We start from the raw sequence: 26,111 nt of genomic DNA on the forward strand, positions 1-26,111 counted from the left end.
AGGCGGAACCGCACGGCGCCTCACCGTCCCCTGGGCAGGCCGAGGATGCGCTCGGCGATGATGTTGTGCTGGATCTGCGAGGTGCCGGCCGCGATGGTGTACGAGAGGGAGGAGAGCCGGTCGAGGGTCCACGACCGGTCCAGGTCGAGGCAGTCGGGGCCCAGCACCTCGGCGGCGGCGTCGTAGAGCTCCTGGCGGGCGTGCGAGTAGCGGAGCTTGAAGACCGAGCCGCCCGCGCCCGGTACCCCGCCCGAGGCCTCCGCCGCGCTCACGTTCCACTGCGTGAGCCGCCACAGCGCCCGGAACTCGGCGTTGAGCCTGCCCAGCCGGCGCCGCAGTGCCGGGTCGTCCCACCGGCCGTTCTTGCGGGCCTCGACGGCCAGTTCGGCCAGCACGCGCCGGCAGGCGACGACCTCACCGGCGAAGGCCGTGCCCCGTTCGAAGGACAGCGTCACCATGGTCACGCGCCAGCCGTCGTTCTCGTCCCCGACCCGGTTCGCCACCGGGACCCGCACCTCGTCGAGGAACACCTCGGCGAACTCGGCCGACCCGGCGAGCGTGCGCAGCGGCCGTACGGTGATGCCGGGCGCGTCCATGGGCAGGGCGAGCCAGGTGATGCCCCGGTGCCTGGGCGCCGCGGGGTCGGTGCGGACCAACAGCTCGCACCAGTCGGCGACTTCCGCGTGGGAGGTCCAGATCTTGGAGCCGGTCACCACGTAGTCGTCGCCGTCGCGCCACGCGCGCGTGCGCAGCGCCGCGAGGTCGGAGCCGGCCTCCGGTTCGCTGAAGCCCTGGCACCAGACCTCCGCACCGCGCAGGATCGGCGGCAGCCAGCGCGCCCGCTGCTCCGGCGTGCCCTCGGCGGCGATGGTCGGACCGGCGTGCAGCAGGCCCACGAAGTTGGCACCCACGTAGGGCGCGCCCGCCTTCTCGGTCTCCTCCAGGAAGATCAGGCGGACGCTCGGTGTGCGGTCCCAGTGGACGTCGGCGTATCCGGCGTCGTACAGCCGTCGCTGCCAGCCGAGGTCGTACGCCCGCCGCCCGGGCCAGTCGTCGGGGGACGGCCTGGGCGGGAGACCGGGGAGCACCTCCGCGAGCCAGTTCCGCAGCCGGGCCCGGAAGTCCTCCTCCTCGGGCGTGTACGACAGGTCCATCAGCGGTCGAGGTCCAGGTCCAGCATCCGGATGGCGTTGCCCCGCATCAGCTTGTACACCGTCTCGTCGTCGAGGCCCTTGACGTGGTCGAGGGCGACCTCCTTGGTGTGCGGGAAGGTCGAGTCGACGTGCGGGTAGTCGGTCTCGAAGGTGGCGTTGTCCCGGCCCACCACGTCCAGCGACGCCACCCCGTGCTTGTCGCGGAAGAAGCAGCAGAACATCTGCCGGTAGTAGTACGTCGACGGCGGCTCGGGGATCGTGTCGCGCACGCCGCCCCAGGCGCGGTGCTCCTCCCAGACGTCGTCGGCGCGCTCCAGGGCGTACGGGACCCAGCCCATCTGGCCTTCGGAGTAGGCGAGTTTGAGGCGCGGGAACCGCACCAGGACCCCGCTGAAGAGGAAGTCCATCATCGAGGCCATCGCGTTGTTGAAGCTGAGTGAGGCCTGGACGGCGGGCGGCGCGTCCGGGGAGGCGGCCGGCATCTGCGAGGACGAGCCGATGTGCATGTTGACGACCGTCCCGGTCTCCTGGCAGACCGCGAAGAAGGGGTCCCAGTAGCCGGAGTGGATGGACGGCAGCCCGAGGTGGGTGGGGATCTCGGAGAACGTCACCGCCTTCACCCCGCGCGCGGCGTTGCGGCGGATCTCCCCGACCGCCAGGCCCACGTCCCACAGCGGGATCAGGCAGAGCGGGATGAGCCGCCCGCCACTGTCGCCGCACCACTCCTCGACCATCCAGTCGTTGTAGGCGCGCACGCAGGCGAGGGCGACCTCCTTGTCGTGCGCCTCGGCGAAGGTCTGGCCGCAGAACCGCGGGAAGCTGGGGAAGCACAGACTCGCCTCGACGTGGTTGAGGTCCATGTCCTTCAGGCGTTCCTTCGGGTCCCAGCAGCCGGGCCGCATCTCCTCGCGGGTGATGCCCTCCAGGGTCATCTGGTCCCGGTCGAAGCCGACGGCGGCGATGTTGCGCTTGTACGGGAACTTCAGGTCCTCGTAGATCCACCAGTCGGTGGGCTGGCCGTCCGGGTCCATGGTGATCCGGTACGTGCCGCCGATGTAGGCGAGTTCACCGATCCCGGCGGTCAGCGCCTTCGGGCCGCGCTCGCGGTACCTGGCCGGCAGCCAGGTGTCGAACAGGTGGGCGGGCTCGATCACGTGGTCGTCGACGCTGATGATGCGGGGCAGTTCGGTCGCCATGGGTCCCCTCCGCCGGACGGTACTTATCTGATGCAGCGTCAGATAGCATCGCACCTGACGACCCGTCAGCCAAGGAGCAGGGGGAATCCGTGAACGAGACCCCGCACGCCCTGAGTTCGTCCCGCACCCTGTGGGACCTGGTCACCCGCCGTGCCGCCCTCACTCCGGACCGGCCGCTCTTCCTGCAGGACGGCCGCACGCTCACCTTCGGCGCCCTGCGCACGCGCGCCGAGCGGGTCGCGGCGGGGCTGTACGGCCGGGGCGTACGCCCCGGCACGGTGGTCGCCTGGCAGCTGCCCACCCGCATCGAGACCGCCGTACTGTCCTTCGCCCTGGCCCGCCTCGGCGCCGTGCAGACCCCGGTGATCCCCTTCTACCGGGACCGCGAGGTCGGCTTCGCGCTACGGGAGTCGAAGGCGGAGTTCTTCGCGGTGCCGGGCACCTGGCGCGGCTTCGACCACACGGAGATGGCCCGGCGGCTCGGCGCGAAGGGCGTCCTCGAGGCCTACGACGACCTGCCCGACGGCGATCCGTCCCTGTTGCCTCCCCCGCCCCGCGACGGCACCGCCGTGCGCTGGATCTACTGGACGTCCGGCACGACCTCCGACCCCAAGGGCGTGCTGCACACGGACCGTTCGCTGCTGGCGGGCGGCTCCTGCCTGGCGCACGCGCTGCGGCCCTCGGCGGACGACGTCGGGTCGATCGCCTTTCCGTACGCCCACATCGGCGGGCCCGACTACACGGTGATGCTGCTGCTGTACGGCTTCCCGGCGGTGCTGTTCGAGCAGTTCGCGATGCCGGACGCGCTGGAGGCGTACCGCGCGCACGGGGTGACGATGGCGGGCGGGTCGACGGCGTTCTACTCGATGTTCCTGGCGGAGCAGCGCAAGCGGCCGGGAACGCCCGTGGCGCCGGCCCTGCGGCTGCTGGCGGGCGGCGGGGCGCCCAAGCCGCCGGAGCTGTACCACGCCGTCGTGCGGGAGATGGGCGTGCAGCTCACCCACGGGTACGGCATGACCGAGGTCCCGATGATCACCATGGGTTCGCCGGACGACAGCGCCGAGCTGCTGGCGACGACCGAGGGACGGCCGCCGGAGGGCATGGAGATCCGGATCGTGGGCGGGGAGGTGCGGCTTCGCGGGGAGGCCGTGTGCCGGGGCTATCTGGACCCGGGGCAGACGGCGGAGGCCTTCGACGAGGACGGGTTCCTGCGCACCGGCGACCTGGGGCGGCTCACGGAGAGCGGGCACCTGGTCCTCACCGGCCGGCTGAAGGACGTGATCATCCGCAAGGGCGAGAACATCTCGGCCCAGGAGATCGAGGACCTGCTGCACCGGCATCCGGCGGTCGGGGACGTCGCGGTGGTCGGCCTGCCGGACGCGGCGCGCGGCGAGCTGGTGTGCGCGGTGGTGGAACAGCCCCCGGGGGCCGAGAGGCTGACGCTCGCCGCTGCGACCGCCTTCCTGCGCACCGAGGGACTGTCCGTCCACAAGCTGCCGGAGCGGCTGGAGGTGGTGGACGCCCTTCCGCGGGGCGAGACCCTGCGGAAGGTGCTGAAGTACAAGCTCCGCGAGCGCTATTCGGGCACGGTGAAGTAGCGGGCGAAGGCCGGGACGACCTCGGCCTCGCCGACTTTGCCGTCACCGTCCGCGTCGAGCGTGGCGGCGGCCGGGCCCGCGGCGTCCTCGGGGACACCGAGGCACTTCAGGACGCGGGCCGCCTCCTCGACCGTCGCGGCGCCGTCACCGTCGGCGTCGGCGACGTCCAGGGCCGCGTGCAGGAAGGGGCGGGCGATCTCGGCGAACCGGTCGGGGTTGTCGCGCAGGCGCTTGACCGCGCCGTTGACGAACTCCTCGCGCGTGATGCGCTGGTCGCCGTCGCGGTCCGCTATCCCCGCCATGCCCTGCCAGAAGGCCTCGGCGCCGCCGTACAGCGTCTGTCCCTTGTCGGAGCGGGCCTTCACGCCGAACTCCCCGAGCAGCGCCTTGGCCGCCCCGTAGAAGTCCTCGCGGTCGATGTAGCCGTTGCCGTCCTGGTCGAAGGTGGCGAACCGGTCGGCGATCCTGCGCTCGTACTCGCTGCTGACCATGTCTCTTTCGGGCCGCCTTACGTCGGGTGGGGTGCGTCTCGGTCGGAGCGTACGACGGAGGGAGCCGTCCGGGCGCGGAAAAACTCCACTTGTGCCAAGACCGGGGGAATTCTGGGACAACGGCGTGCCGGAACGACGACACTCTGCCTACCGTGCGTCATCGGGCCGTCACGCGGACAGGGGTTCGCCCTCGTCGCCGAGGGCGGCGTCCACGTCGCCGTACACGTCGAACAGCCTGCGCACGCCCAGCGCGCCGAGAACCCGGTTGACGTGGGAGCCGTCGGCCGCGCCCCGGGCGGGCAGCACGAGGCGCAGCCGGCCCTGGCAGGAACGGATCAGACGGCGGGCCGCGATCAGCACGCCGACGCCGCTGGAGTCGCAGAAGAACACCTCGGACAGATCCAGGACGAGACAGTGGTGCCCCTCGGCCACCACGTCGTGCACGCGCTGACGCAGCACCGGTGACGTCACCAGATCCAGCTCGCCCGACACCTGGAGCACGGCCCATTCGCCCTGCTCGCCGCCGGTCACTTTGAAGGTCACCACCACGCCCTTCGATCGCCAAAACGGAAGCAGTCCCTACGCTTCCTTGCAGCGCGGCTGCCCAGCGGCCGTTCCCTGAAACGCAACCCGAAAAACGGATCCCCCGCGGAAGAGGCTTGTTTTAGTCGGCTTCGATCCTGTTCGATCCTCTTCAGTCAGGTCTGATCAGCGGGCAGGGGGGTAGGCGTGAGCCCAAAGGCACCCGGTGCGAGCACCGCCGGCCCTCTACCATCTACGGCCGGTCAGGGGGCGCACATTGCCACAAAGGGGCGTGCGCTACCGGACGTGCCGACTACATTCGAGGAGACGTCGGGCACAGGCTGGACAGAGCACGGGCGCGGACACGAGCGGGGGGGGGGTGAGGGGCCGCATGGCGAGAAAAGACGTACCGCCTCGCTGGGACCGCAAGATGCAGCAGCGGCTCGCCCGCGGAGAAGCAGCGGCCCTCGGTGAGCTCTACGACCGGTTCGCCTCCCTCGTGCACGGCCTCGCCCACCGCGTGCTCGGCGACGAGCGCGCAGCCGACGGCATCACCCGCGAGGTCTTCATCCACGTCTGGGAGCATCCCGACTCCTACGACCCCAAGCAGGGCCCGCTGCGCACCTGGGTCGCCACCCTGACCCACCGGCTGGCGGTGCAGCGGCTGCGCGCCACCGAGACGGCCGCCCTCGCCCGCGGGGGCTCCGGCACCGCGGAGGAACTGGAACACAAGGTGCGCCGCGCCTCGGTCGCCGCCCGCGCCGACTACATCGTCCAGTCCATGCCGGTCCCGCTGCGCTCGGCCCTGGAAGGCGCCTACTTCCAGCGCCGTGACTACCGCCAGACCGCCGCCGACCTCGGCATCACCGAGGACGAGGCCCGCCGCCGCCTGCGCCTGGGCCTGCAACTGCTCTCCACCGCCCACGACACCGAGGCACCGGGCGCACCACCCGGATACGGGGGTGCGGTGTGAACGGGCCGGACCGGTTCGAGGCGTACGGCGGCGACGAGGAGGAGACCAGCCACGAGGAGAAGGGCAGCACCCGGGACGAACACGGCCTCAGCGAGGGAAACGGCGAGGGCGGGGCCGGCCCCGCCACCCCCTCCGGCTCGGGCGGGTCCGACGCGCCGGGGGGACCGGAAGGGCCGGACGCTGCCGGACGCGGTGACGCCCCGCAGCAGGGGTGCCCGCCGCGGATCCCCATGCCCCGGTCCTCCGTCGAGGACAGCGGGCTGCCGCTGCCCGCGCCGGCGGACCTCGGCGTCACGACACCGCCGCCCACCCCGCCCGTCTTCGAGCACCCGGTGCTGAAGGCCCTGCTCGGCGCCTGGGCGCTGGCCGCGTGCTCGGCCGAGGAGGCCACGGCTGTCGAGGAGCACCTCGGCGACTGCGGTTCCTGCGCCGACGAGGCCCGGCGGCTGCGCGAGGCGGTCGGCCTGCTCCAACGCCCCGAGAGCCTCGACCTGGACCCGGGGCTGCGCACCCGCGTTCTGGAGACCTGCCTGGAGCGGCGCCCGCCGCGCATCCCGGTACCGGACTGGGCCGCCGCGTACGACGCCGAGACCGCGCGCCTGGACGCCCTGCTGCAGGACTTCGGTGACGCCGAGTGGCACGCGCCGGTACGGCTGCGCTGGTTCCGGTCCGACGCGTCGACGAGCCGCCGCACCACCGTCGCCGGGGTCATCGCGCATCTGCTCAGCGTCGACGGTCTGGTGGCGGTCGCGCTCGGCCTGGACGACCCGCTGGGCGACGTCCCGTCCCGGCGCCCGACCCCGGCGGGCCGCACCGAGGCGTTCTGGCGCGCCTCCCACTTCCCGCCGACGCGCTCCGTCCGCGCGCCCTGGCGGGAGCAGAGCCACGGCCTGGTGCGCACGGTCTCCTTCACGGGCGGCGCCGCCGGGAGGATGCCGGTGTCGTACGGCGACTTCGAACTGCCCCTGCACGACGCGATGCTCGACCGCGCCTTCGAGTGCTGGGTACACGCGGAGGACATCGCCGACGCGGTCGACTACCCCTACGAGCCGCCCTCGCCGCGCCATCTGCACCGCATGATCGACCTGGCGGCCCGGATGCTGCCGACGGCCCTGGCCCACCGTCGCCGGGCCGGACTGGCCTCCCCCGCCCACCACCGGCATCTGGTCGCGGCGGGCGAACCGGGCCGCAGTCTCCGGCTGGAGATCGAGGGCTCGGGGGGCGGCGAGTGGCTGATCCCGCTGGACTCCCCCGCGGCGAAGGGCTCCGCCGAGCACGAGGTGGCCCATGTGGCCCTGGACGGCGTCGAGTTCTGCCGCCTGGCCGCCGGCCACGTGCCCCCGCAGGAGGCGGCGGCAGGCCAGGTGGGAGACAGGGAGGCGATCAGGGACGTCCTGTTCGCCGCCGCTTCACTGAGCCGGATGTGACCAACCCGGGAACGCGGGGCTGCATCGATGTGCGGCTCCGCCGCGCGGGCGCGACGCGCCACGACCCATCCCGACCCGCCACCCCACGGGACGCACCGGACGCCTAGGCGAAAATCACGGTCCGCCGCCCGTTGAGCAGAATCCGCCGCTCGGCATGCCACTTCACACCCCGGGCCAGCGCCTGGCACTCCACATCGCGCCCGATCGCCACCAGCCCCTCGGGCGTCACGTCGTGCCCGACCCGCTCGACCTCCTGCTCGATGATCGGCCCCTCGTCGAGATCGGCCGTCACGTAGTGAGCCGTCGCACCGATCAGCTTCACACCCCGGGCATGAGCCTGGTGATACGGCTTCGCCCCCTTGAAGCTGGGCAGGAACGAGTGGTGGATGTTGATGATCCGCCCGGAGAGCGCCTTGCACAGGTCGTCCGACAGCACCTGCATGTACCGGGCGAGCACGACCAGTTCGACACCCTCTTCACGCACGATGTCGAGCAGCCGCCCCTCGGCCTCCGCCTTCGTGTCCTTCGTCACCGGAATGTGGTGGAAGGGGATGCCGTACGACCCCACGAGCTCGGCGAAGTCCGTGTGGTTCGACACCACTCCGGCGATCTCCACCGGCAGCGCCCCGGTCCGCGCCCGGAACAGCAGGTCGTTCAGGCAGTGCCCGAACTTGCTGACCATCAGCAGGATGCGCATCTTCTGGTCGGCCCGGTTGATCTGCCAGTCCATCTGGAAGGAGTCACCGATCGCCGCGAAACTCGCCCGCAGCTTCTCCACGGTCACCGGAGCGTCCGCCGAGAAGTGGACCCGCATGAAGAACAGTCCCGTGTCGTGGTCGCCGAACTGCTGGCTGTCCTCGATGTTGCAGCCGGTCATGAACAGATAGCTCGACACGGCGTGCACGATGCCCTTCCTGTCCGGGCAGGAAAGGGTGAGGACGTACTGGTCGGCCGGGGCCGCGGCGCTGGTGGACTGCTCGTTCATGCAGGACAGGTTCCCACAGGGGGCGACACGACCGGCAATCGTCCCGCTAGGCGGACCTGGTCATGAGCCGCAGCACCTCCAGGCTCCGCGGCGGCGTGTCCGGCTCCTCGCCGTCACTCGCCGCGAGCCGCACATGGGCGTCCCGGGCCGACCGGACCGCCTCCGGCCACGCCTCGTGGTCCAGGTACGCGGCGACGGGCGCGTCCGGCCCGACCTGGTGCATGATCCGCAGCACCCGCAGCACCGCGGTGTCGACGAGGGCGGCCTCCTGCGAGTCGCGGAAGATCGTGCCGACGTACTTCTCGGCGGACCAGTGGTCCAGCCAGGTGTCCTCGACCAGCCGGTACACCGCGTCGGTCACGTCGCCGTAGCCGTCCACGCCGGCCAGCCAGACGTCCCGCTGGAACCCGGGATCGGAGAGCATGTGCAGCGCCGAGCGCACGTTGCTGCGCCAGCGCCACCACGGCATGTCGTTGGCAGGCATGCCGCCCATGGTGGATGAGCGACGGCCACGACGGGAAGAGTTCTCCGAAGCTTGCACGGTCATCGATCGTACGTTCCCCTCCACATCGGTCACACCGACCCCCGCAATTCACCTGCGCGTCACCCATTGTCGACCCACGATCACTCATGGGTTAGCCGTGTGACGGAATCGTGCGGAACCATGACCGGCAGGCGACGCACCCGCAGCACATTCCTCCCCGGCCTCCTCACCCGTCACGCCAGAAGCGGCATCCTCTCCGCGGGCACGGCGGTCGCGTGCGCACCGCTCCTCGCCGGATGTGGTGTCGTCCCGGGCGCCACGGGGGATGCCGGGGCCGACACCATCACCGTCATGACCTGGGCCCCGCAGAACACCAAGGCCACCAACAAACCCGGCATGCCCGCCTTCGCCCACGCCTACGCCCGCTGGATCAACGCCGAGGGCGGGATCAACGGCCGCAAGCTCAACGTGCTGACCTGCAACGACCACAACGACAGCGTGGCCGCCGCCAAGTGTGCCCGGCGGGCGGCCAAGGAGAACGTCGTCGCGGTCGTCGGATCCTACAGCCAGTACGCGGACTCCTACTTCCCGTCGCTCGAGGGCGCCGGCATCCCCTACATAGGCGGCTACGGCGCCACCAACGCCGAGTTCACCAGCCCCCTCTCCTACCCCGTCAACGGCGGCCAGCCCGCGCTGCTCGCCGGTCTCGGCAGCGCCCTCGCCGACTGCGGGCCCGTCGCTCTGATCCGGCCCGACACCATCGCGGGCGACCAGCTGCCCCCGCTGCTCGACTCCGGGCTGAAGGCCGGCGGGCACCGGGCCTCGAACGACCAGCGGGCGGCGGAGGACGCCACCGAGTACGACGACCAGGCCGAGCGCGCTCTGCGCACGACGAGGACCGATACGGCGGACCAGGGGTGTGTGGTGCCCGCGCTGGGGGATCGCAGCGGCACCTTCATGGACTCCTTCCGGCGGGCCCGCGAGGACTACCCCGAGGTGCGGACGGCCACCGTGCTGGGCAGCGTCGACCAGACGGTGATCGACGCGACCGGCGGGGCGTCCGGCCCCTACGAGGGCTCGTACATCACCGGCTGGTACCCGGTGGCGAGCGATCCGCGCTGGGACGAGATGAAGCGGGTGATCCGGGAGGAGGCCTTCGGGGACAACCGCATCGACCCCGCGGACGCCGGAGTCCAGACCACGTGGATCGCGTACACGGTGTTCCGGCAGATCGTCGAGTCGCTCGGCGACGGCGAGGTGTCCGCCGACACGGTGACGGAGGCCCTGGACGACGGTCTGAAGGTCACCACGGGCGGGCTCACACCGACGCTGCGGTGGCGGTTCCAGGACAAGCTCGCCGCCGTGGGCTTCCCGCGCCTGGTGAATGCGAACGTGACCCTCCAGGTGGTGCGGGAGGGACGGCTGGTCTCCGCGCGCAAGGGCTTCGTCGACACGACCAGGACGCTGGAGAACGCCGACGTGAACTACTGAGCGCTCCGCTCAGCGGTGCACGTCCGCGCCGGATCTCTCAGGCCTCTCAGAGCTGCGTCGGCTGACGCTCGGTCAGGCCGTACTTCTTCGCGATCCCGTTCCACAGCCCGGCCGCCTTGGCCTTCTCCCTGCTGGCCACGCCACTGGCCCGGTTGCCGGCCTGGGTCTGGTTGGTGGGCTGGGCCTGGCCCTTCTTGCAGCCCTTCTTGCCGGCGGTCTGGTCGGCCCAGACCGCATAGTGGTTGTCGGCCGAGGCGGAGGCCTGCCAGGCCTTGGTGAGGGCGGTGGTCAGCGCGGCGTGGCCGGGCAGCTTGTCCACCTCGATGCCGGAGAGCCGGGTGACCAGCTGGTTGCGCTGCTTCGCCGCCTCACGCAGGTCCTTGGCGGCCTTGGGGAGGTTGTCGCAGCCCTTGACGTCGGCGACCGCGCTGATCACAGTGCTGCGGCTGTCGCCGCTGTCGGCGAGCAGCTTGTCCAGCTCGACCGCCTGGGCCCGGGCCGGGTCGGCGGTCGGGGAGGCGGAGCCGTCGGTCGCGGGCGCGGAGGCGGCCACGGTCTTGTTGTCGCCGCCGTCGTCGTCACCGCCGCCTCCGCCGCCGGCGAGCAGCGCGCCCGCGCCGACGCCGAGGACGGCGATGCCGATGCCGACGGCTGCGATGACGGGGACGCGCGAGCCGGAACGGCCACCGCGCGACCGGCCTCCGGTGGGCGGGGCGTGCGACGGCCCGGGAGCGCCGTACGAGGGCTGGGGCTGCGGCCGGGGCTCCTCGATGCGGGGCATCTGCTGGGTGGCACCGGCCGGGCTCCCGGCGCCCTGCTCACTGCGGAAGAGGTTGTCGAACTCGGCGGGCGGCTGCTTGTCCACGCCGGGCACCGGCGCGATGTACTGCGTCGCCTCGGCGTCCGGATTCGAGGCGGGCGGCAGCGGCGCGGCTCCCGCCCCGGCCCGGGACCCGGTCCCGAGGAACCGCGTCGCCTCGGAGTCCTCGGCGGAGGGCATCTCGGGAGGCAGCGCCCCCGGGCCCACCGGGGGTATGTACTGGGTCGCCCCCTCGTCGGCGGTCGGCGCGACGGGCGGCAGGTACTGCGTGGCCGCGGCGGCCGCGTCCCCCGCGACGGGCGGTATGTACTGGGTCGCGCCCTCGTCGGCGGGCGAGGACTGGGGTGCGCCTCCTCCGGTGAACCCGTACCCACCGGAGGCGGGCGGCAGGCCGCCCCCGTACGCGTCGGAGCCCGGCTGCTGCGGGGCTCCCCCGCCCGGGGTGCCGTACGCGAAGCCACCGTACGGCTGACCGGCCCCCTGCGGATATCCGTACCCGGACCCTCCCTGCGGCTGCGGGGCTCCACCGGGAGAGGTGCCATAGGCGTCAGCGGCCGACGGCAGGCCGGCTCCCGCGGGAGGCCCGTATCCCTGCGGGCCGGGGCCCTCCGGGGGCAGCGGAGTTCCCCCGTCCGCGGCACCGTACGGGGCGTACCCGCCGGCACCCGCGGACGGCTGGGCCGTGCCGTACGGGTCCGGGGGCCGGGTGCCCTCCTGGGGGAGCGCTCCCGAGGACCGGGCGTCCCACGCCTGCGGCTCCGGCTCGCTCCACTGCTGGGGCTGGGACTGCCAGGTCCGGCCCGGCGGCGGGGGCGGGGTCTGCTGCTGGCCGGGGCCCCACGGCTGGCCCCAGGTCTGTCCCTCCGCGGGGGCCGAGGACTGCGGCCCGCCCGTAGAAGACGGGGCGGGCCGGCGGCCGGGGGCGTCACCCGGTCCGCCCGTCGTGCCCGGCAGCAGGGGTTCGCCACCGTCGGAGGGCAGCACGATGCCTTCGCGCGCGGGGCGCGCCGAGGGCTCCTCGCCCTGTCCACTCTGCGTCACCGGGACTCCTACTAATGGGGGACCTTGTGAATCGTCGGGTCACGCTACCGGGTCCCCAGAGCCCCGTGCCACGCAGCACAGGGCCCGGCCTCCTGCCCTGTGAGCGCGGTAACACCACCGGTTCACGGCACGCTGTCCATGCCACCTCCCGCGCGCCGAGCTGCCGTTTCCCGCACGTTCACGCCTCCGCAGACCCTGTGTTCACGCCGCCGCCTGCAGGTCGAGCCGCGCCCCGAACTCCCTTACCACCGCCTCGTCCCGGTACGGATCCAACCGCTGCTGGAAGTCCTCCAGGTACTCGGCGCCCCGGTTGGAGCGCAGTCCCTCCAGCAGTTCCACGGCCTTCATGCCGGTGTGGCACGCCTCCTCGATCTCCCGCTGCTGCACCTGCGCCGTGGCCAACAGCACATAGCCGATGGCCCGGCGGCGCGCCCGCGTCTCGGGATGCCCGGCCAGCGACTCCTGCGCACACCGGGCCGCCGCCTCGGCCTGCCCCAGGTCCCGGTGGCAGTGGGCCAACTCGTCGGCGAGATACGCCTCGTCGAAGTGCGCGATCCACACCGGGTCGTCCCCGGCGGCCGGGTCGGCCGCCTCCAGGGCGCTCACGGCGCGCCCGGCCGAGGACTGGGCGGCGCGCACGTCGCCCATGAGGGCGTGCCCGCGCGCCTCCGCCGCGAGGAACATCGACTCCGCCCGCGGCGACACGCGCCCCCGCGCCCCCTCCTGCGCCGCCCGCGCCAACTGCGCGATCTCCCGCGGGTTTCCGAGCTGGGCGGCGAGATGGCTCATGGAGGCCGCGAGCACGTACCCGCCGTAGCCGCGGTCCCCGGCGGCCTGCGCCAGTCGCAGTGCCTGGATGTAGTAGCGCTGGGCCAGACCGGGCTGACCCGTGTCGACGGCCATGTACCCGGCGAGCTCCGTCAGCCGGGCCACCGCGGCGAACAGGTCCCGCCCCACCGCCTCCCGGTACGACCCCGCCAGCAGCCCCGAGACCACGCTGTTGAGGTAGTGCACGACGACCGGCCGCACATGCCCGCTGCCGTACTGGTGGTCGAGGTCCACCAGCGCCTGCGTCATGGCCTGGACCGCCTGCACGTCGGACTGCCCCACCCGCGGCCCCGCCGAGCGCGACACCTGTGCGTCGGGCGCGGAGATCAGCCAGTCGCGGCTGGGCTCGACCAGCGCGGACGCGGCGACGGAGGAGCCGGACAGGAAGTCCCGGCGCCCCACGTCACTGCGCCACAGCTCGCAGACCTGCTCGATGGCTCCCAGTACCGTGGGCGAGAACTGGAGGCCCACGCCCGAGGCGAGGTTCTTGCCGTTGGCCATGCCGATCTCGTCGATCGTGACCGTACGGCCGAGCTTGCGGCCCAGGGCCTCGGCGATGATCGCCGGGGCCCGGCCCCGTGGCTGCTGTCCGCGCAGCCAGCGCGCCACCGACGTCTTGTCGTAGCGCAGGTCGAGGCCGTGCTCGGCACCGCACATGTTGACCCGGCGGGCCAGGCCGGCGTTGGAGCATGCGGCTTCCTGGATGAGCGCCTGGAGCCGTTCGTTCGGCTGCCTGGCGACGAGCGGCCTTGCGGCCATGGCGTAACCCCCTGCTGTCTGGCGGTGCGCCTGCGGGGCGCCCAGGCCTGTGCCGGGACGGCGACCGTGCTCGGCCCGTCGGGCCTGCACACGCTCGTCGTCCCGGCACAGGCGCGCCCCTTCGGCTCACCGCCGTGTGGCTGCGGCGCCTGCCCACGCACCGAGTTGACGTGTCTTCCGCGGCCGGGCCTTCCACGTCCCGGCGAAAGGATCCGGCCGTGAAGATCAATGCCCCGCCGATCAGGCGAAAATGCGAGGCATGTGAGGATTGCCGGGGTAACGGCTGGTGCCGGCCCCACTCGTGGCTACCCAGCTCCGGCCACGGATCCTCCTGCGCGCCCCCGCACATGCACCCATGCGCCCCGGCCACGGAGGCGATGCCCCTCCCCGCGCACACGGGCGGGGCGTAACCCCTGGTGACGACCAGAGTTGTGTTCATCGTGGAAGAGACGATCGTCGGCACGGAAGCCGCTCAGATCCCGAAGCAGCGCGGGGAATCGCTGCTGGAGACCGCTGTTCGCTACGCCGAGGAGCGCCACTGGGACGTATTCCCCGGTACCTGGCTGGAAGCCGTCGACGGGAGTCAGCGCTGTTCGTGCGATGACACGGCGTGTCCGGCGCCCGGGTCGCACCCGGCGCGTCCGGACTGGGCGACGCAGGCGACGGGCAGTGCGACGGTCGCGCGGCGGATGTGGCAGAAGCAGCCGACCGCGTCGATCCTGCTGCCCACGGGGCGGACGTTCGACGCGATCTCGGTGCCGGAGACGGCCGGGTTCCTGGCGCTGGCGCGGATGGAGCGGATGGAGCTGACGCTCGGGCCGGTGACGCTCACGCCGGATCGGCGGATGGAGTTCTTCGTGCTGCCGGGGGCCGGTGTGAAGGTGCCCGATCTGGTGCGGAAGCTGGGGTGGTCGGTGTCGTCGCTGGATCTGACGGTGCTGGGTGAGGGTGCGTATGTGGCTGCGCCGCCCACGCGGTTCGGGTCCCGGGGGGCTGTGCAGTGGGCCTGCCGGCCGACGCCGGCGAATCGGTGGCTGCCGGACGCGGAGGAGTTGATCTCGCCGTTGGCCTATGCGTGCGGCAGGGATCGGTAGCCGTCGCGTCTGCCTGCTTCGTGTTGTTCGGCGGCTGCGGCTTCGTCGTGGTTGATCGCGCCCACGCGGCGGAGCCGCACGTTGCCACATTCCCGCGCCCCTGAAAGAAGGGCCATCCCCCACCGTAGGGTGCAAGGTGACGGAGGGAGGCGCGGTGGGATCCAGCGCTGTGCGTGTGCAGGGGCTCTGGAAGCGGTTCGGGCAGCAGGTCGCTGTTGCCGGGGTCGATCTCGAGTTGCCCGCGGGCAAGTTCATCGGGCTCGTCGGGCCGAACGGGGCCGGGAAGACCACCACCTTGTCGATGGTGACCGGGCTGCTCAGGCCCGATCACGGGACGGTCGAGGTGGTCGGGCACGACGTGTGGCGGGACCCCGTCGAGGTGAAGGCCCGGATCGGGGTGCTGCCGGAGGGGCTGCGGCTGTTCGAGCGGCTCTCCGGGCGGGAACTGCTGGCGTACAGCGGGCGGTTGCGCGGGCTGCCCGGAGCCGAGGTCGACAAGCGGGCCACGCAGCTCCTCGACGTCCTCGATCTCGCCGGCGCCCAGAACAAGCTGGTCGTCGACTACTCGACCGGCATGCGCAAGAAGATCGGGCTCGCCAGCGCTCTCCTCCACAATCCCGAAGTGCTGTTCCTGGACGAGCCGTTCGAGGGGGTCGACCCCGTCTCCGCCCAGACGATCCGGGGCGTCCTGGAGCGGTACACCGCCTCGGGCGCCACGGTCGTGTTCTCTTCCCACGTCATGGAGCTCGTCGAGTCGCTGTGCGACTGGGTCGCCGTGATGGCCGCCGGGCGGATCCGCGCCACCGGCACGCTCGCCGAGGTGCGCGGCGACGCGCCCTCGCTGCAGCGGGCGTTCCTGGAACTCGTCGGCGCGCAGAGCCGGGACGCCGGGTCCGAACTCGACTGGCTGGGCGGCGGGTCCCGGTGAGCGCCTCCGCGATCACCCCCGTCTTCGTCCGGTTGAAGCTGTCGCTGCTGCGCAACGGACTGCGGCAGTCCGGCGGCCGGAAAGCCGCCTACATCGCGTCGGCCGTCTGCGCGCTGTTGTTCGCCGCACTGCAACTGATCGGCCTGATCGCGCTGCGCGGGCATGCGCACGCCGCGTCGGTGGTCGTGCTGGCGGTGGCGGTGCTGGGGCTCGGGTGGGCGGTGATGCCGCTGTTCTTCCCCAGCGGTGACGAGACCCTCGACCCGACCCGGCTGGTGATGCTGCCGCTGCGGCCCCGGCCGCTGGTGCGGGCGCTGCTCACGGCCTCGCTGGTGGGCATCGGGCCGTTGTTCACGCTGTGCCTGCTGGTCGGTTCCGTGGTCGCGGTCGCGCGGGGCGGGGCGGCGTTCGCCGTCGGGGTCGTCGCCGTCGTCCTGGCGCTGCTGATGTGCGTGGCGCTCGCGCGGGCCGTCGCCGCCGCCAACGTGCGGCTGCTGACCAGCCGCAAGGGCCGGGATCTCGCGGTGCTGAGCGGACTCGTCATCGCGGTCGGGGCGCAGATCGTCAACTTCGGCGCGCAGCGGATCGGAGCGTCGGGGCTGGGCGAACTCGACCCGGCGGCCGAGGTTCTGCGGTGGGTGCCCCCGGCGTCGGCGATCGGGGCCGTGCACGCGGTGGGCGAGGGCTCCTACGGTCTCGCCGTCGCGCAACTGGCGCTGACCGCCGGCGCGCTGGTGGCGCTGCTCGCCCTCTGGTCGCGGCATCTGACCCGGCTGATGACCTCGCCCGACGGCTCCACCCTGCCGAGCGCCGGGTCGGGCGCCCGGGAGCGGTCGTCGACCGGGCTGGGGCGACTGCTGCCGGCGGGCCGTACGGGCACGGTCATGGAGCGCAGCCTGCGGTACGTGTGGCGCGACCCGAAGACCAAGGCCGCCTGGGTGACGTCGCTGGCCATCGGCCTCATCGTGCCGGTGTTCAACGCCTGGCAGGGCACCGGGTCGGTGTATTTCGCGTGCTTCGCCGCCGGGATGCTCGGCATCCAGATGTACAACCAGTTCGGGCAGGACACCTCGGCGTTCTGGATGGTCGCGATGACGATCTCCTCGACGCGTGACGCCTACGTCGAGCTGCGCGCCCGGGCGTACGCCCTGCTGCTGATCACCCTGCCGTACGCCACGCTCGTGACGGTCCTGACGACGGCCATGCTCGGCGACTGGCGGCGGCTGCCCGAGGCGCTGGGGCTGTCCTTCGCGCTGCTCGGCGCGATGCTCGCGACCGGGGCGTGGACGTCCGCCCGCTTCCCCTACTCCATCCCGCAGGAGGGCTACAAGAACGTCGCCCCGGGGCAGACCGGGCTCGCCTGGATCTCCATCTTCGGCGGGATGATGGCGGCCGCCCTGCTGTGCGCGCCCGTCATCGCGCTCACGATCTGGCTGAACGTGAGCGCCGACGGCGGCGGCTGGACGTGGCTGGTGCTGCCGGTGGGCACCGCGTACGGGGCGGTGCTCGCGGCGGCGGGGCTGAAACTGGCCGCTCCGCGGACGGCCCGGCGGCTGCCGGAGATCCTGGCGGCGGTCAGCAAGGGGTGAGGGGCGCGGTCAGTCGTCGTTGAGGGAGTCCAGGAACGGTTCGATGGCGGCGCGCCAGGCCTCCGGCTGGTCGTAGTGCACCAGGTGGCCGGCGTCGGCGACCTCCGCGTACTGGCCGCGGGGCAGGACCCGGACCATCTCCTGGGCCTCGGCGCGGCCCAGCTCGCCGTCCAGGCCGCGCACGACCAGGGCGGGGCAGCGGACCTGGGCCAGCTCCTCCCAGTGCGCGTCGTAGACCCATGTCTCGCGGGAGCGGAGCATCTGCTCCGGTTCGAAGACCGGACGCCAGCCGTCCGGGGACTCGGCCATCACCTCGGCGTAGAACTCGCCCCGGGCCGGGTTGGGCCGCTCCACCCAGGGGTCGTCCTCGCCGAACCACTTGCGGACGTCGGCGAGCGTGGCGAAGGGCAGCGGCCAGGCCTTGAACCACTGGCCCCACTCGCGTTGCGAGGCGGCGCCGAGCGCGGAGGCCCGCATGTCGCAGATGATCAGCCCGCGGACCAGGTCGGGACGCTTGGCGGCGAGCTGCCAGGCCGTCAGCGCACCCATGGCGTGGCCGATGAGGACGACCGGCGCGAGGCCGAGCTGCTCGAGAGCGGCCTCGGCGTCGTCGACGTAGGCGTCGCGTGTGAAGGAGCCCTGCGGGGGTTTGTCACTGCGGCCGTGGCCGCGCTGGTCGAGGGCGACCGCGCGGTAGCGCGCGGAGAGCCAGCGGGCGGTGTACGCCCAGTGCGAGGCGCGGCCCATGAGGCCGTGCAGTAACAGCACGCCCGGCGAGCCCTCCGGCGCGGTGTGCCCGTCGTGCGCCCCCTGCCCGTCCCGCGCCGGGTCGGTCTTGGGCGGGTCGCCGAACTCCCAGGCCGCCAGGCGTACGCCGCCCGTTCCGGTCACGTCGATGCGTCGCGCCATGTCCTGGCACCCCCCAAGCTTCGCGCGGACCGCGGCTCACTCGAGCCGGCCGGTCCTGTGAACCGTGTTCCGCCTGCTGTTCCTTCTGCCCTGCTTGTCGCCGTACCTGTCCGTGCAAGTGTGCCGTGCGCCGCCCGCAGACTATCGAATGCGCATTCGAGAACGGAGTTCTCGCGGGCAACACCCCTCGTTCGAGTGACCACTCCCGGGGATTGCCCGCCGCCACCGAGGGGAGATCTTCAGCGGGGGGCGGACCGCTCGGGGAAACCGGTCCGCGGGGAATGACCCTGAGAGCTCGGGGCTCCGGGTCAGCACAGGGGAGGACAGGCCCCGGCGCCACACGGCGCCGGGGCCCTCCACATCTCCACGGCACATCCTCCCGCCCCCTCCCCGGCCGGGTGACATCGCTGTCGAGCCGCGGCCCAGAGCCCCTCAGGTCATATGCCTCACGCGACAGCGTCGCACGGGAATCGTACGAGCGCTGCCATTCGACGGACTGGATCCCGGATTCGGTCCGGATCACGCCAACGCCACAACAACCTCATGCGTCACGGGAGTTGGCCCGGCCGGACGGATCAGGGCTTGGCGACGAACACGTGGGAGGCCACGTCCGACTCCAGCTCGGCCGCCTCGCCGCCGCTGCCCACCAGCACCCCGCCCGCCGACTCCGTCACGCTCACCACCGAGCCGGGCTGCACGCCCGCCCGCCGCAGCGTGTACATCAGCTGCGCGTCCGTCTGGATCGGCTCGCCGATCCGGCGCACCACGACCGTCTTGCCCTCGGCGCCCGGGGCGAGGCTGGCCAGCGACACCATGCCCTCGTCCAGGAACGGGTCGGCGCCGTCCTTCTCGCCGAGCTCCTCCAGACCCGGGATCGGGTTGCCGTAGGGCGACTCCGTCGGGTGCCGCAGCAGCTCCAGGACGCGGCGCTCCACGGCCTCGCTCATCACGTGCTCCCAGCGGCACGCCTCGGCGTGGACCTGCTCCCACTCCAGGCCGATCACGTCGACGAGCAGGCACTCGGCGAGGCGGTGCTTGCGCATCACGCGCGTGGCCAGCCGGCGGCCCTCGTCGGTCAGCTCCAGATGCCGGTCGCTGGCGACGGACACCAGGCCGTCGCGCTCCATCCGCGCCACGGTCTGGCTGACGGTCGGCCCGCTCTGGTCCAGCCGCTCGGCGATACGGGCGCGCATGGGGACCACACCCTCTTCCTCCAGCTCGAGGATGGTGCGGAGATACATCTCCGTGGTGTCGATCAGTCCGGACATACGTGCCCCTCGAATGAGATCTGCCGGAGGCTGGACGGCTCACCGGCCTGTGCGCTGGCCCTGCACTTAATTCTGCCGGATACCACCGACAACCGTGCCGCGGGAGGGAAAGCCGGGGATTACCCGGCCGTGCGCAAGGGTACGGACTTTCCTTCCGCGAGCCTCCCGGCGCCCGGCGCACGGCGTCCACGGCCGTATTGACACCGCACTGGTCCAGACCGCACGGTGATGCGCGACACAAGCCGCCGAGGCCAGCCCGAAGGGACCCCGCATGAGCGACCGCGCACCCGCCGGCCAGTTCATCGACGCCGCGATCGGCCTGCTGCGGCGGGTCCGCGACGAGGAGGCCGACAGCATCGCGGCGGCCGGGACGCTCCTCGCCGACACCGTCGCGGGCGGGGGCCGGCTCTTCGCCTTCGGCGCCGGGCACTCCTCCCTCGCCGCGCAGGACCTCGTCTACCGCGCCGGCGGTCTCGCGCTGATGAACCTGCTCGCCGTGCCGGGTGTCGTCGGCGTCGACGTCATGCCCGCACCGCTCGGCTCCGCCCTGGAACGCGTCGACGGCCTCGCGAGCGCCGTCCTCGACAGCTCCCCGCTCCGCGCGGGCGACGCCCTGCTGATCATCTCCCTGTCGGGGCGCAACGCCCTGCCCGTGGAGATGGCCATGAACGCGCGCGCCCTGGGCGTGAAGGTCATCGGCGTGACCTCGGTGGCCTACGCCTCGGAGACGAAGTCCCGGCACGCCTCCGGGACGTATCTGAAGGACCACTGCGACCTCGTCCTCGACTCGAAGATCGCGGTCGGCGACGCGGAACTCGCCCACGACGACATCCCGGCCCCCTTCGCCCCCGCCTCCACGGTCGTCACCTCGGCCCTCCTCCAGGCCGTCATGGCGACGGCGGCCACCACCCTCGCCGACCGCGGCATCGAGCCGCCCCTGCTGCGCTCCGGGAACGTCGACGGCGGCCACGACTGGAACGCCAGGGTGATGGAGCGGTACCGCGACCGGATCTTCTACCGGCACTGAGGGGACCGGGGCGGGCGTCACTCCTCCTGCGACGACCCGGCCAGATCCAGTGCCGCAGCGATCCGTACCGCCACGTCCTCGGCGTACATCGCGTCGGACCGCTCGAAGGCACTGCGGCCCGCGCCCCGCAGGAACGTCACGACGCCCAGGGTCCGGCCCCGGCTGCGCAGCACCGCGCACAGGGCGTGGACCGCGTCCGGGGGCCACTGACGGGCCAGGGCCCACTCGCGGGCCGCCTCGGCCGGGGCGGCGCCCGCGCTCGCGCGCAGGGCCCCCACCCGCTCCACACACTGCAGCGCCGGATGCCCCTCGGCGTAGCGGACGGGCAGGCCCGCACGGCCGGCCAGCTTGCTCGGGCCCGGCGCTCCGGAGGGCGTGGCGGCGATCCGGACCAGCCGGACGGGCCCCTCGGCCTCCGTGTCACAGAGCGCGCCGCCGACGACCCGGTCGATCAGCGCGTGGTCGGCGAAACCGGCCAGGGCGAAGTCCAGGTGGACCGTCGCCGCCTCCGCCGGATCCTCGCACTCGGCCGCGGCACGCGAAGCCCGGTGCAGCTGCTGCGTACGGAACCGCAGCAGGGACGCCTCCTGCTCGGCCTGCTTGGCCTCCGTCACGTCCTGGAACAGCCAGCCCACACCCAGCGGAACCGGCTCCTCCGCGAGCGGCGAGGCCAGCCGCAGGAAGCCGCTGCGCCAGCACCGCCGCTTCTCGCCCTCCGAGGCGCGCACACTCACCCACACCTCGGCGGGCGCGGGCGGCGCGCCCTCCGCCAGCACATGCTGCAGCGCGCTCTCCAGCTCCTCCACGCCCTGCGACAGCAGCTCGCCGAGCGGCCGTCCCAGCACCGACCTGCGGCCCGTGCCCAGCGCCCGGGCCGCGTGCGCGTTCACCACGGCCGGCCGCAGGTCCACGTCCACCAGCACGACACCCCAGCTGGCGTCCTCGAACAGCGCCTCGCTCAGCGCGATCGACCGCTCCAGATCGATCTGCGCGTGCACCTCGCTGAAGGCGCAGTACACCCCCGCCGGCTTTCCGTCGGGCCCGCGCACCACCGCCGACTGCGTCCGCACGAGCACCCGCCCGCCGTCCTTCGTCAGCAGAGCGAACTCGTGCACCTGCCGCCCCGGCGCGTGCATGGAGGACAGCAGCCGCCCCTCGACCTCCTCGGCGTCCGCACTGCGTACGGCCCACCCGGCCAGCCCGCGCCGCCCCACGGCCTCGTCCGCGCTCCAGCCGAGAATCCGCTCGGCCTCACGGTTCCAGTGCGTGACGACCCCGTCGGCGTCGAACGCGCACAGCGCCGCGTCCATGCCGTCCAGCAACGCGGCAAGCAGATCCGAACCATCCGGACTCTCCCGCTCGGGCTCGTCCGGCCCCAGCTCGTCGGTGGTCCCACTACGCCGGGAAGCACTCACCTGGACCCCCTGCAGGCTGCGTCCGCACGTACGGCACGTCGGTTCGCTCCTTGCAATCATTCAACTCGAACGTGATCCAGCGCACACCGAGTTCCCACAACATTGAAGGAATCGTTGTACGGCGGCAATCCCCACGTCAACGCCCCGGAGGCCGCCCCGCCGGACACAACACCGACCGACCGGCGCCCTCAGTCGATCAACGGCAGGGCCCCATCGCCGCTCCCCCGCCGCGCGTACACCTCGATCTCGATCTTCATACGGGGGTCCGCCAGCCCGCACACCATCATCGTCGCGGCCGGACGCACCTCACCGAAGCACGCGCGCAGCACCGGCCAGCACGGCTCGAAGTCCTCCCGCTCCGGCAGCAGGTAACGCACCCGCACGACGTCCGCGAACGAAGAACCGGCCTCCTCCAGCGCGGCCCCGATGTTCCGCAGACACTGCTCGGCCTGCTCCACCACGTCCTCGGAGATCGTCATGTCCGCGTAGTCGAACCCGGTCGTCCCCGACACGTGCACCCAGTCCCCGTCCACGACCGCCCGGGCATACCCGATCCGCTCCTCGAACACCGAACCGCTGAGAATCGCCTGCCGCCGCTCCGTCATGCGCCGAACGCTAGGCAGGGGATCGTTCATACGTCCAATACGAGACGAGGCACGCCCTGAGGTCTCGGAAAAACAGTTGAGCCGCCCGCAGCGGGCTGCTTAGGGTGGCAAGCACTTCAGAAGGGAGGTGGTTCGGCAGATGTATGCATACCGGACGGAAGAGGTGGCTGCGGGCTAGCAGCCCGACACCACATTCAGTGCGGTGCCGAGCCGGCGCGTGAGCGACGTGCAGCCGGCCCAATCTCAAGCAGTCACCCGACCCGCGAGTCGCCGGTACGTCCGGCCGGCTCCTCCTCAGGAGGAACCAGACTCGCGGGTCGCCTGCCTTCTTCTGCGCTTTCCGGGGGGCGACGGCGGTGGATGCGTGGCGCGACGACCGGATCGGCAGCGCCCTGCGGGGTGAGAACCCGACCGTGATGCGGAGGCTGGACTCCGGGTTCGCGGTGATCGGCGATGTGCAGTTTCTGCCCGGCTACTCGGTGCTGCTGACCGAGGATCCCGCGGTGCAGCGGCTGTCCGGGCTGCCGCGGAGCGGGCGGCTGGCCTTCCTGGCCGACATGGACCGGCTGGGGGAAGCCGTCGAGCGGGTCTGCCGACGGGTGGGGCCGGGGTTTCGGCGGGTCAATCTGGAGATCCTCGGGAACGCCGACGGTTTCCTGCACGCGCATGTGTGGCCGCGGTACGACTGGGAGCCGGCGGAGCTCGTGCAGCGGCCCGTGTGGCTCTATCCGCGGGAGAGGTGGGGCGAGGAGCGGTATGCGCTCGGGCCTCGTCACGACCGGCTGCGGGAGGCCATCGGCGAGGAGCTGGACCGGCTCGCGGGGTGAGGCACGCGGACGGCCTCACCCCGGGTCGGGTGAGGCCGTGCGGGGGGCGAGTCAGTGGGCGATGCCCTCGTAGCCCTCGATCTCTCGGGGGTCGCGGGTGCCCGGGCCCACATAGCGGGCCGAGGGGCGGACCAGGCGGCCCGTGCGCTTCTGCTCCAGGATGTGGGCCGACCAGCCGGCCGTGCGGGCGCAGGTGAACATGGACGTGAACATGTGGGCCGGGACCTCGGCGAAGTCCAGGACGATGGCCGCCCAGAACTCGACGTTCGTGGCGAGGACGCGGTCGGGACGGCGGGCGTGGAGTTCCGCGAGGGCGGCCTTCTCCAGGGCCTCGGCGACCTCGAAGCGGGGGGCTCCCAGTTCGCGGGCCGTGCGGCGCAGGACCCTGGCCCTCGGGTCCTCGGCGCGGTAGACGCGGTGGCCGAAGCCCATGAGGCGCTCGCCCTTGTCGAGGGTCTGCCTGACGTAGGCCTCGGCGTCGCCCGTGCGCTCGATCTCCTCGATCATGTGCAGGACACGGGAGGGGGCGCCGCCGTGCAGCGGGCCGGACATCGCGCCCACCGCGCCGGAGAGCGCCGCTGCCACGTCCGCGCCGGTCGAGGCGATGACCCTCGCCGTGAACGTGGACGCGTTCATGCCGTGCTCCGCGGCGCTCGTCCAGTACGCGTCGACCGCCGCCACGTGCTTGGGGTCCGGCTCGCCGCGCCAGCGGATCATGAAGCGTTCGACGACGGACTGGGCCTTGTCGATCTCGCGCTGCGGGACCATCGGCAGGCCCTGGCCGCGGGCGGACTGGGCGACGTAGGACAGCGCCATGACGGCCGCTCGGGCCAGGTCCGCGCGGGCCTGCTCGCCGTCGATGTCGAGGAGGGGCTTCAGACCCCAGACGGGCGCCAGCATGGCCAGGGCGGACTGCACGTCCACGCGGATGTCGCCGGAGTGCACCGGGATGGGGAAGGGCTCGGCGGGCGGCAGGCCGGGGTTGAAGGCGCCGTCGACGAGCAGGCCCCAGACGTTGCCGAAGGAGACGTGGCCGACGAGGTCCTCGATGTCGACGCCCCGGTACCGGAGTGCGCCGCCCTCCTTATCCGGTTCGGCGATCTCCGTCTCGAACGCGACGACTCCCTCGAGCCCGGGTACGAAGTCGGACATCAGGCGGCTCCTCGTGATGTAAGCGACAGATGGTGTGATGTGGGGTGGGGCGAACGAACCATGTGTCAGTCAGCTGGCGAAGCGGGCGGCCGTCCGGGGGATCCACGGTCGTCCACGCGACTCGCGGTCCTGGCACGGTCTCCCCTGTGATGCCCCGAACGGCTGGCGGTCACCCAACCGCAACGGCACGGAAACGATATCCCCGAGTGCCACGCTTGGGGAGGGTTCACGGCACTCAGTGCCACGCAGTGACGAAGGACACCGTCCATACGGCAAGATGACCGGGTGACCGACCGCGACGACGTCCCCATCGATCTGGCCTCGATGCGCAAGCAGTACCGGGCCGAGGGGCTCTCCGAGACCGAGCTGGCCGCCACGCCCGTCGAGCAGTTCGCGCGCTGGTTCAAACAGGCCGCGACGGACGGCGGGCTGTTCGAACCGAACGCCATGATCGTCTCGACGGCCGACGCCGAGGGACGGACGAGCTCCCGCACGGTGCTGCTCAAGCACTTCGACGAGCAGGGCTTCGTCTTCTACACGAACTACGACTCCCGCAAGGCCCATGACCTGGCGGAGAACCCGTACGTCTCGCTGCTGTTCCCGTGGCACCCCATGGCCCGGCAGGTCATCGTGAGCGGGGTCGCCCGGCGCACCGGGCGGGACGAGACGGCGGCGTACTTCCGCACCCGCCCGCACGGCTCGCAGCTGGGGGCGTGGGCCAGCGCCCAGTCCTCGGTGGTCTCCACCCGCGCCGACATCGACGGCGCCTACGCCGAGCTGGCCGCCCGCTACCCGGAGGGCGAGCAGGTGCCGGTGCCCCCGAACTGGGGCGGTTTCCGGGTGGCCCCGCAGACGGTGGAGTTCTGGCAGGGCCGCGAGAACCGGCTGCACGACCGGTTGCGGTACGTGGAGCGGCCGGACGGCAGCTGGCGCGTGGAGCGGCTCAGCCCCTGAGGTCTTCTCCGGGGCTCAGATCCGTCCCCACACGTAGGCCGTGCGGTGGCCGTCGAGCAGGGCGGCCAGGCGGGTGCGGAAGTCCTCGGTGAGGTCGGGCCAGTTCCAGAACTCGAACCCGAGGTGGCCGAAGGCCAGGGGGCACTCGTCCCAGGACCAGTCCGGGACGGCGACGGACGCGGTGCAGGCGGGGCAGGGGACGGAGGCGCTCCCGGTCTCGTACCAGGCCTGCATCGCGGTGCTGAAGCGCGGCCACACGTCGTCGTCCAGCGCGGTGACCGTACGGCAGTGAGGGCAGACGGCCGCCCCCGGCATGTCCGCGCCGCTGGTGAAGCCCGTGCGGGCCGTGTGGACGGCGAGGCCGTCCCAGGGCTCATGGTCCCAGTCGCCGGTCACGGCCCGTTCCCAGTGGGGGCCGGGGGGATGGCCGGGTGGCTGTCCGGGGACGCACCGCGTGCGGCCGGCGAGGACGACGCCCTGCGCCACGAGCCACTCCACGACCCGGTGCGCCAGGGGTTCGGCGTCCGCCGCGCCGGCGTCGAGGTCGACGATCGTCTGGAACCGGTCCCCCATG

General features: G+C 72.4%; 24 protein-coding genes. 10 read left to right on the forward strand and 14 right to left on the reverse strand.

Annotated elements, in window-relative coordinates; translation table 11 throughout:
• Positions 1-20: 20 nt before the first annotated feature.
• Positions 21-1,154 (reverse strand): acyl-CoA dehydrogenase, encoded by a 1,134-nt coding sequence (locus ACFU3E_RS00895; RefSeq protein WP_384149949.1) that lies wholly within the window; start codon positions 1,152-1,154, stop codon positions 21-23.
• Positions 1,154-2,350 (reverse strand): amidohydrolase family protein, encoded by a 1,197-nt coding sequence (locus tag ACFU3E_RS00900; protein ID WP_384149952.1) that lies wholly within the window; start codon positions 2,348-2,350, stop codon positions 1,154-1,156. The genes ACFU3E_RS00895 and ACFU3E_RS00900 overlap by 1 nt, the downstream gene beginning before the upstream one ends.
• An 89-nt stretch (positions 2,351-2,439) precedes the next feature.
• On the opposite strand from ACFU3E_RS00900, the gene ACFU3E_RS00905 reads away from it, so the two are divergent.
• Positions 2,440-3,948, forward strand: coding sequence for a class I adenylate-forming enzyme family protein (locus ACFU3E_RS00905; protein WP_384149955.1), 1,509 nt, complete (start codon positions 2,440-2,442; stop codon positions 3,946-3,948).
• On the opposite strand, the gene ACFU3E_RS00910 is transcribed toward ACFU3E_RS00905, so the two are convergent.
• Together ACFU3E_RS00910 and ACFU3E_RS00915 are read right to left on the reverse strand one after the other, a co-directional pair.
• The gene (locus ACFU3E_RS00910; RefSeq protein WP_384149958.1) at positions 3,927-4,439 is read right to left on the reverse strand and encodes an EF-hand domain-containing protein; all 513 of its coding nucleotides are present in this window, start codon (positions 4,437-4,439) and stop codon (positions 3,927-3,929) included. The genes ACFU3E_RS00905 and ACFU3E_RS00910 overlap by 22 nt on opposite strands.
• Positions 4,440-4,607: 168 nt before the next feature.
• Complete coding sequence (locus ACFU3E_RS00915) at positions 4,608-4,988, reverse strand: STAS domain-containing protein (RefSeq protein WP_030849533.1); 381 nt, start codon at positions 4,986-4,988, stop codon at positions 4,608-4,610.
• 364 nt (positions 4,989-5,352) lie between these two features.
• Here ACFU3E_RS00915 and ACFU3E_RS00920 point away from each other — a divergent pair, with 364 nt between their 5' ends.
• Together ACFU3E_RS00920 and ACFU3E_RS00925 are read left to right on the forward strand one after the other, a co-directional pair.
• Positions 5,353-5,934 carry a sigma-70 family RNA polymerase sigma factor gene (locus ACFU3E_RS00920; RefSeq protein WP_384149963.1) on the forward strand — a complete coding sequence of 194 codons (582 nt, stop codon included), beginning with the start codon at positions 5,353-5,355 and terminating at the stop codon, positions 5,932-5,934.
• A complete protein-coding gene (locus tag ACFU3E_RS00925; RefSeq protein ID WP_384149966.1) occupies positions 5,931-7,361 on the forward strand; it encodes a zf-HC2 domain-containing protein in 1,431 nt (476 codons plus the stop codon). Before ACFU3E_RS00920 ends, ACFU3E_RS00925 begins: the two co-directional genes overlap by 4 nt.
• 103 nt (positions 7,362-7,464) lie before the next feature.
• On the opposite strand, the gene purU is transcribed toward ACFU3E_RS00925, so the two are convergent.
• Both purU and ACFU3E_RS00935 read right to left on the reverse strand, forming a co-directional pair.
• A complete protein-coding gene (purU, locus tag ACFU3E_RS00930) occupies positions 7,465-8,346 on the reverse strand; it encodes a formyltetrahydrofolate deformylase (RefSeq protein WP_384149969.1) in 882 nt (293 codons plus the stop codon).
• A gap of 46 nt (positions 8,347-8,392) precedes the next feature.
• Positions 8,393-8,893 (reverse strand): hypothetical protein, encoded by a 501-nt coding sequence (locus tag ACFU3E_RS00935; RefSeq protein WP_384149972.1) that lies wholly within the window; start codon positions 8,891-8,893, stop codon positions 8,393-8,395.
• A gap of 117 nt (positions 8,894-9,010) precedes the next feature.
• Here ACFU3E_RS00935 and ACFU3E_RS00940 point away from each other — a divergent pair, with 117 nt between their 5' ends.
• Positions 9,011-10,321 (forward strand): ABC transporter substrate-binding protein, encoded by a 1,311-nt coding sequence (locus ACFU3E_RS00940; RefSeq protein WP_384149975.1) that lies wholly within the window; start codon positions 9,011-9,013, stop codon positions 10,319-10,321.
• A 46-nt stretch (positions 10,322-10,367) separates the two neighbouring features.
• Here the strand turns inward: ACFU3E_RS00940 and ACFU3E_RS00945 are convergent, their stop codons facing one another.
• Positions 10,368-12,182 carry a hypothetical protein gene (locus ACFU3E_RS00945; RefSeq protein WP_384149978.1) on the reverse strand — a complete coding sequence of 605 codons (1,815 nt, stop codon included), beginning with the start codon at positions 12,180-12,182 and terminating at the stop codon, positions 10,368-10,370.
• Positions 12,183-12,383: 201 nt separating this feature from the next.
• Entirely contained in the window at positions 12,384-13,769 is a 1,386-nt protein-coding gene (locus ACFU3E_RS00950; protein WP_384149981.1) for a transcriptional regulator, read from the reverse strand.
• 431 nt (positions 13,770-14,200) lie between these two features.
• Between ACFU3E_RS00950 and ACFU3E_RS00955 the strand changes: the two genes are divergently transcribed.
• The 3 genes from ACFU3E_RS00955 to ACFU3E_RS00965 all read left to right on the forward strand — a co-directional run bounded on the left by ACFU3E_RS00955 (position 14,201) and on the right by ACFU3E_RS00965 (position 17,380).
• Positions 14,201-14,863, forward strand: a complete 663-nt coding sequence (locus tag ACFU3E_RS00955; protein ID WP_384149984.1) for a bifunctional DNA primase/polymerase — start codon at positions 14,201-14,203, stop codon at positions 14,861-14,863.
• 136 nt (positions 14,864-14,999) lie between these two features.
• Positions 15,000-15,791 carry an ABC transporter ATP-binding protein gene (locus ACFU3E_RS00960; RefSeq protein WP_384149988.1) on the forward strand — a complete coding sequence of 264 codons (792 nt, stop codon included), beginning with the start codon at positions 15,000-15,002 and terminating at the stop codon, positions 15,789-15,791.
• On the forward strand, positions 15,788-17,380 hold the full coding sequence (locus tag ACFU3E_RS00965; protein WP_384149991.1) for a transporter: 1,593 nt from the start codon (positions 15,788-15,790) through the stop codon (positions 17,378-17,380). The genes ACFU3E_RS00960 and ACFU3E_RS00965 overlap by 4 nt, the downstream gene beginning before the upstream one ends.
• A gap of 9 nt (positions 17,381-17,389) precedes the next feature.
• On the opposite strand, the gene ACFU3E_RS00970 is transcribed toward ACFU3E_RS00965, so the two are convergent.
• On the reverse strand, positions 17,390-18,289 hold the full coding sequence (locus tag ACFU3E_RS00970; protein ID WP_384149994.1) for an alpha/beta fold hydrolase: 900 nt from the start codon (positions 18,287-18,289) through the stop codon (positions 17,390-17,392).
• A gap of 575 nt (positions 18,290-18,864) precedes the next feature.
• Positions 18,865-19,557 (reverse strand): metal-dependent transcriptional regulator, encoded by a 693-nt coding sequence (locus ACFU3E_RS00975; protein WP_020276329.1) that lies wholly within the window; start codon positions 19,555-19,557, stop codon positions 18,865-18,867.
• Positions 19,558-19,828: 271 nt separating this feature from the next.
• Here ACFU3E_RS00975 and ACFU3E_RS00980 point away from each other — a divergent pair, with 271 nt between their 5' ends.
• The gene (locus tag ACFU3E_RS00980; protein ID WP_384149997.1) at positions 19,829-20,584 is read left to right on the forward strand and encodes an SIS domain-containing protein; all 756 of its coding nucleotides are present in this window, start codon (positions 19,829-19,831) and stop codon (positions 20,582-20,584) included.
• 17 nt (positions 20,585-20,601) lie between these two features.
• Here the strand turns inward: ACFU3E_RS00980 and ACFU3E_RS00985 are convergent, their stop codons facing one another.
• Both ACFU3E_RS00985 and ACFU3E_RS00990 read right to left on the reverse strand, forming a co-directional pair.
• The gene (locus ACFU3E_RS00985; protein ID WP_384150000.1) at positions 20,602-22,059 is read right to left on the reverse strand and encodes a PAS domain-containing protein; all 1,458 of its coding nucleotides are present in this window, start codon (positions 22,057-22,059) and stop codon (positions 20,602-20,604) included.
• A 128-nt stretch (positions 22,060-22,187) separates the two neighbouring features.
• Positions 22,188-22,604, reverse strand: a complete 417-nt coding sequence (locus tag ACFU3E_RS00990) for a RidA family protein (protein WP_384150003.1) — start codon at positions 22,602-22,604, stop codon at positions 22,188-22,190.
• 416 nt (positions 22,605-23,020) lie between these two features.
• On the opposite strand from ACFU3E_RS00990, the gene ACFU3E_RS00995 reads away from it, so the two are divergent.
• Positions 23,021-23,431 (forward strand): diadenosine tetraphosphate hydrolase, encoded by a 411-nt coding sequence (locus ACFU3E_RS00995; protein ID WP_384150603.1) that lies wholly within the window; start codon positions 23,021-23,023, stop codon positions 23,429-23,431.
• A gap of 51 nt (positions 23,432-23,482) precedes the next feature.
• Here ACFU3E_RS00995 and ACFU3E_RS01000 read toward each other — a convergent pair whose 3' ends face one another.
• Entirely contained in the window at positions 23,483-24,583 is a 1,101-nt protein-coding gene (locus tag ACFU3E_RS01000) for a citrate synthase 2 (protein ID WP_384150006.1), read from the reverse strand.
• 285 nt (positions 24,584-24,868) lie between these two features.
• Between ACFU3E_RS01000 and pdxH the strand changes: the two genes are divergently transcribed.
• Positions 24,869-25,537, forward strand: coding sequence for a pyridoxamine 5'-phosphate oxidase (gene pdxH, locus ACFU3E_RS01005; RefSeq protein WP_384150009.1), 669 nt, complete (start codon positions 24,869-24,871; stop codon positions 25,535-25,537).
• 15 nt (positions 25,538-25,552) lie between these two features.
• Here the strand turns inward: pdxH and ACFU3E_RS01010 are convergent, their stop codons facing one another.
• Positions 25,553-26,110: a hypothetical protein gene (locus tag ACFU3E_RS01010; RefSeq protein ID WP_384150012.1), complete on the reverse strand. Its 558-nt coding sequence runs from the start codon at positions 26,108-26,110 to the stop codon at positions 25,553-25,555.
• Position 26,111 lies beyond the last annotated feature (1 nt).

The sequence above is a fragment of the Streptomyces sp. NPDC057424 genome (assembly GCF_042803315.1).
In the GTDB taxonomy this organism is placed as follows: Bacteria; Actinomycetota; Actinomycetes; order Streptomycetales; family Streptomycetaceae; genus Streptomyces.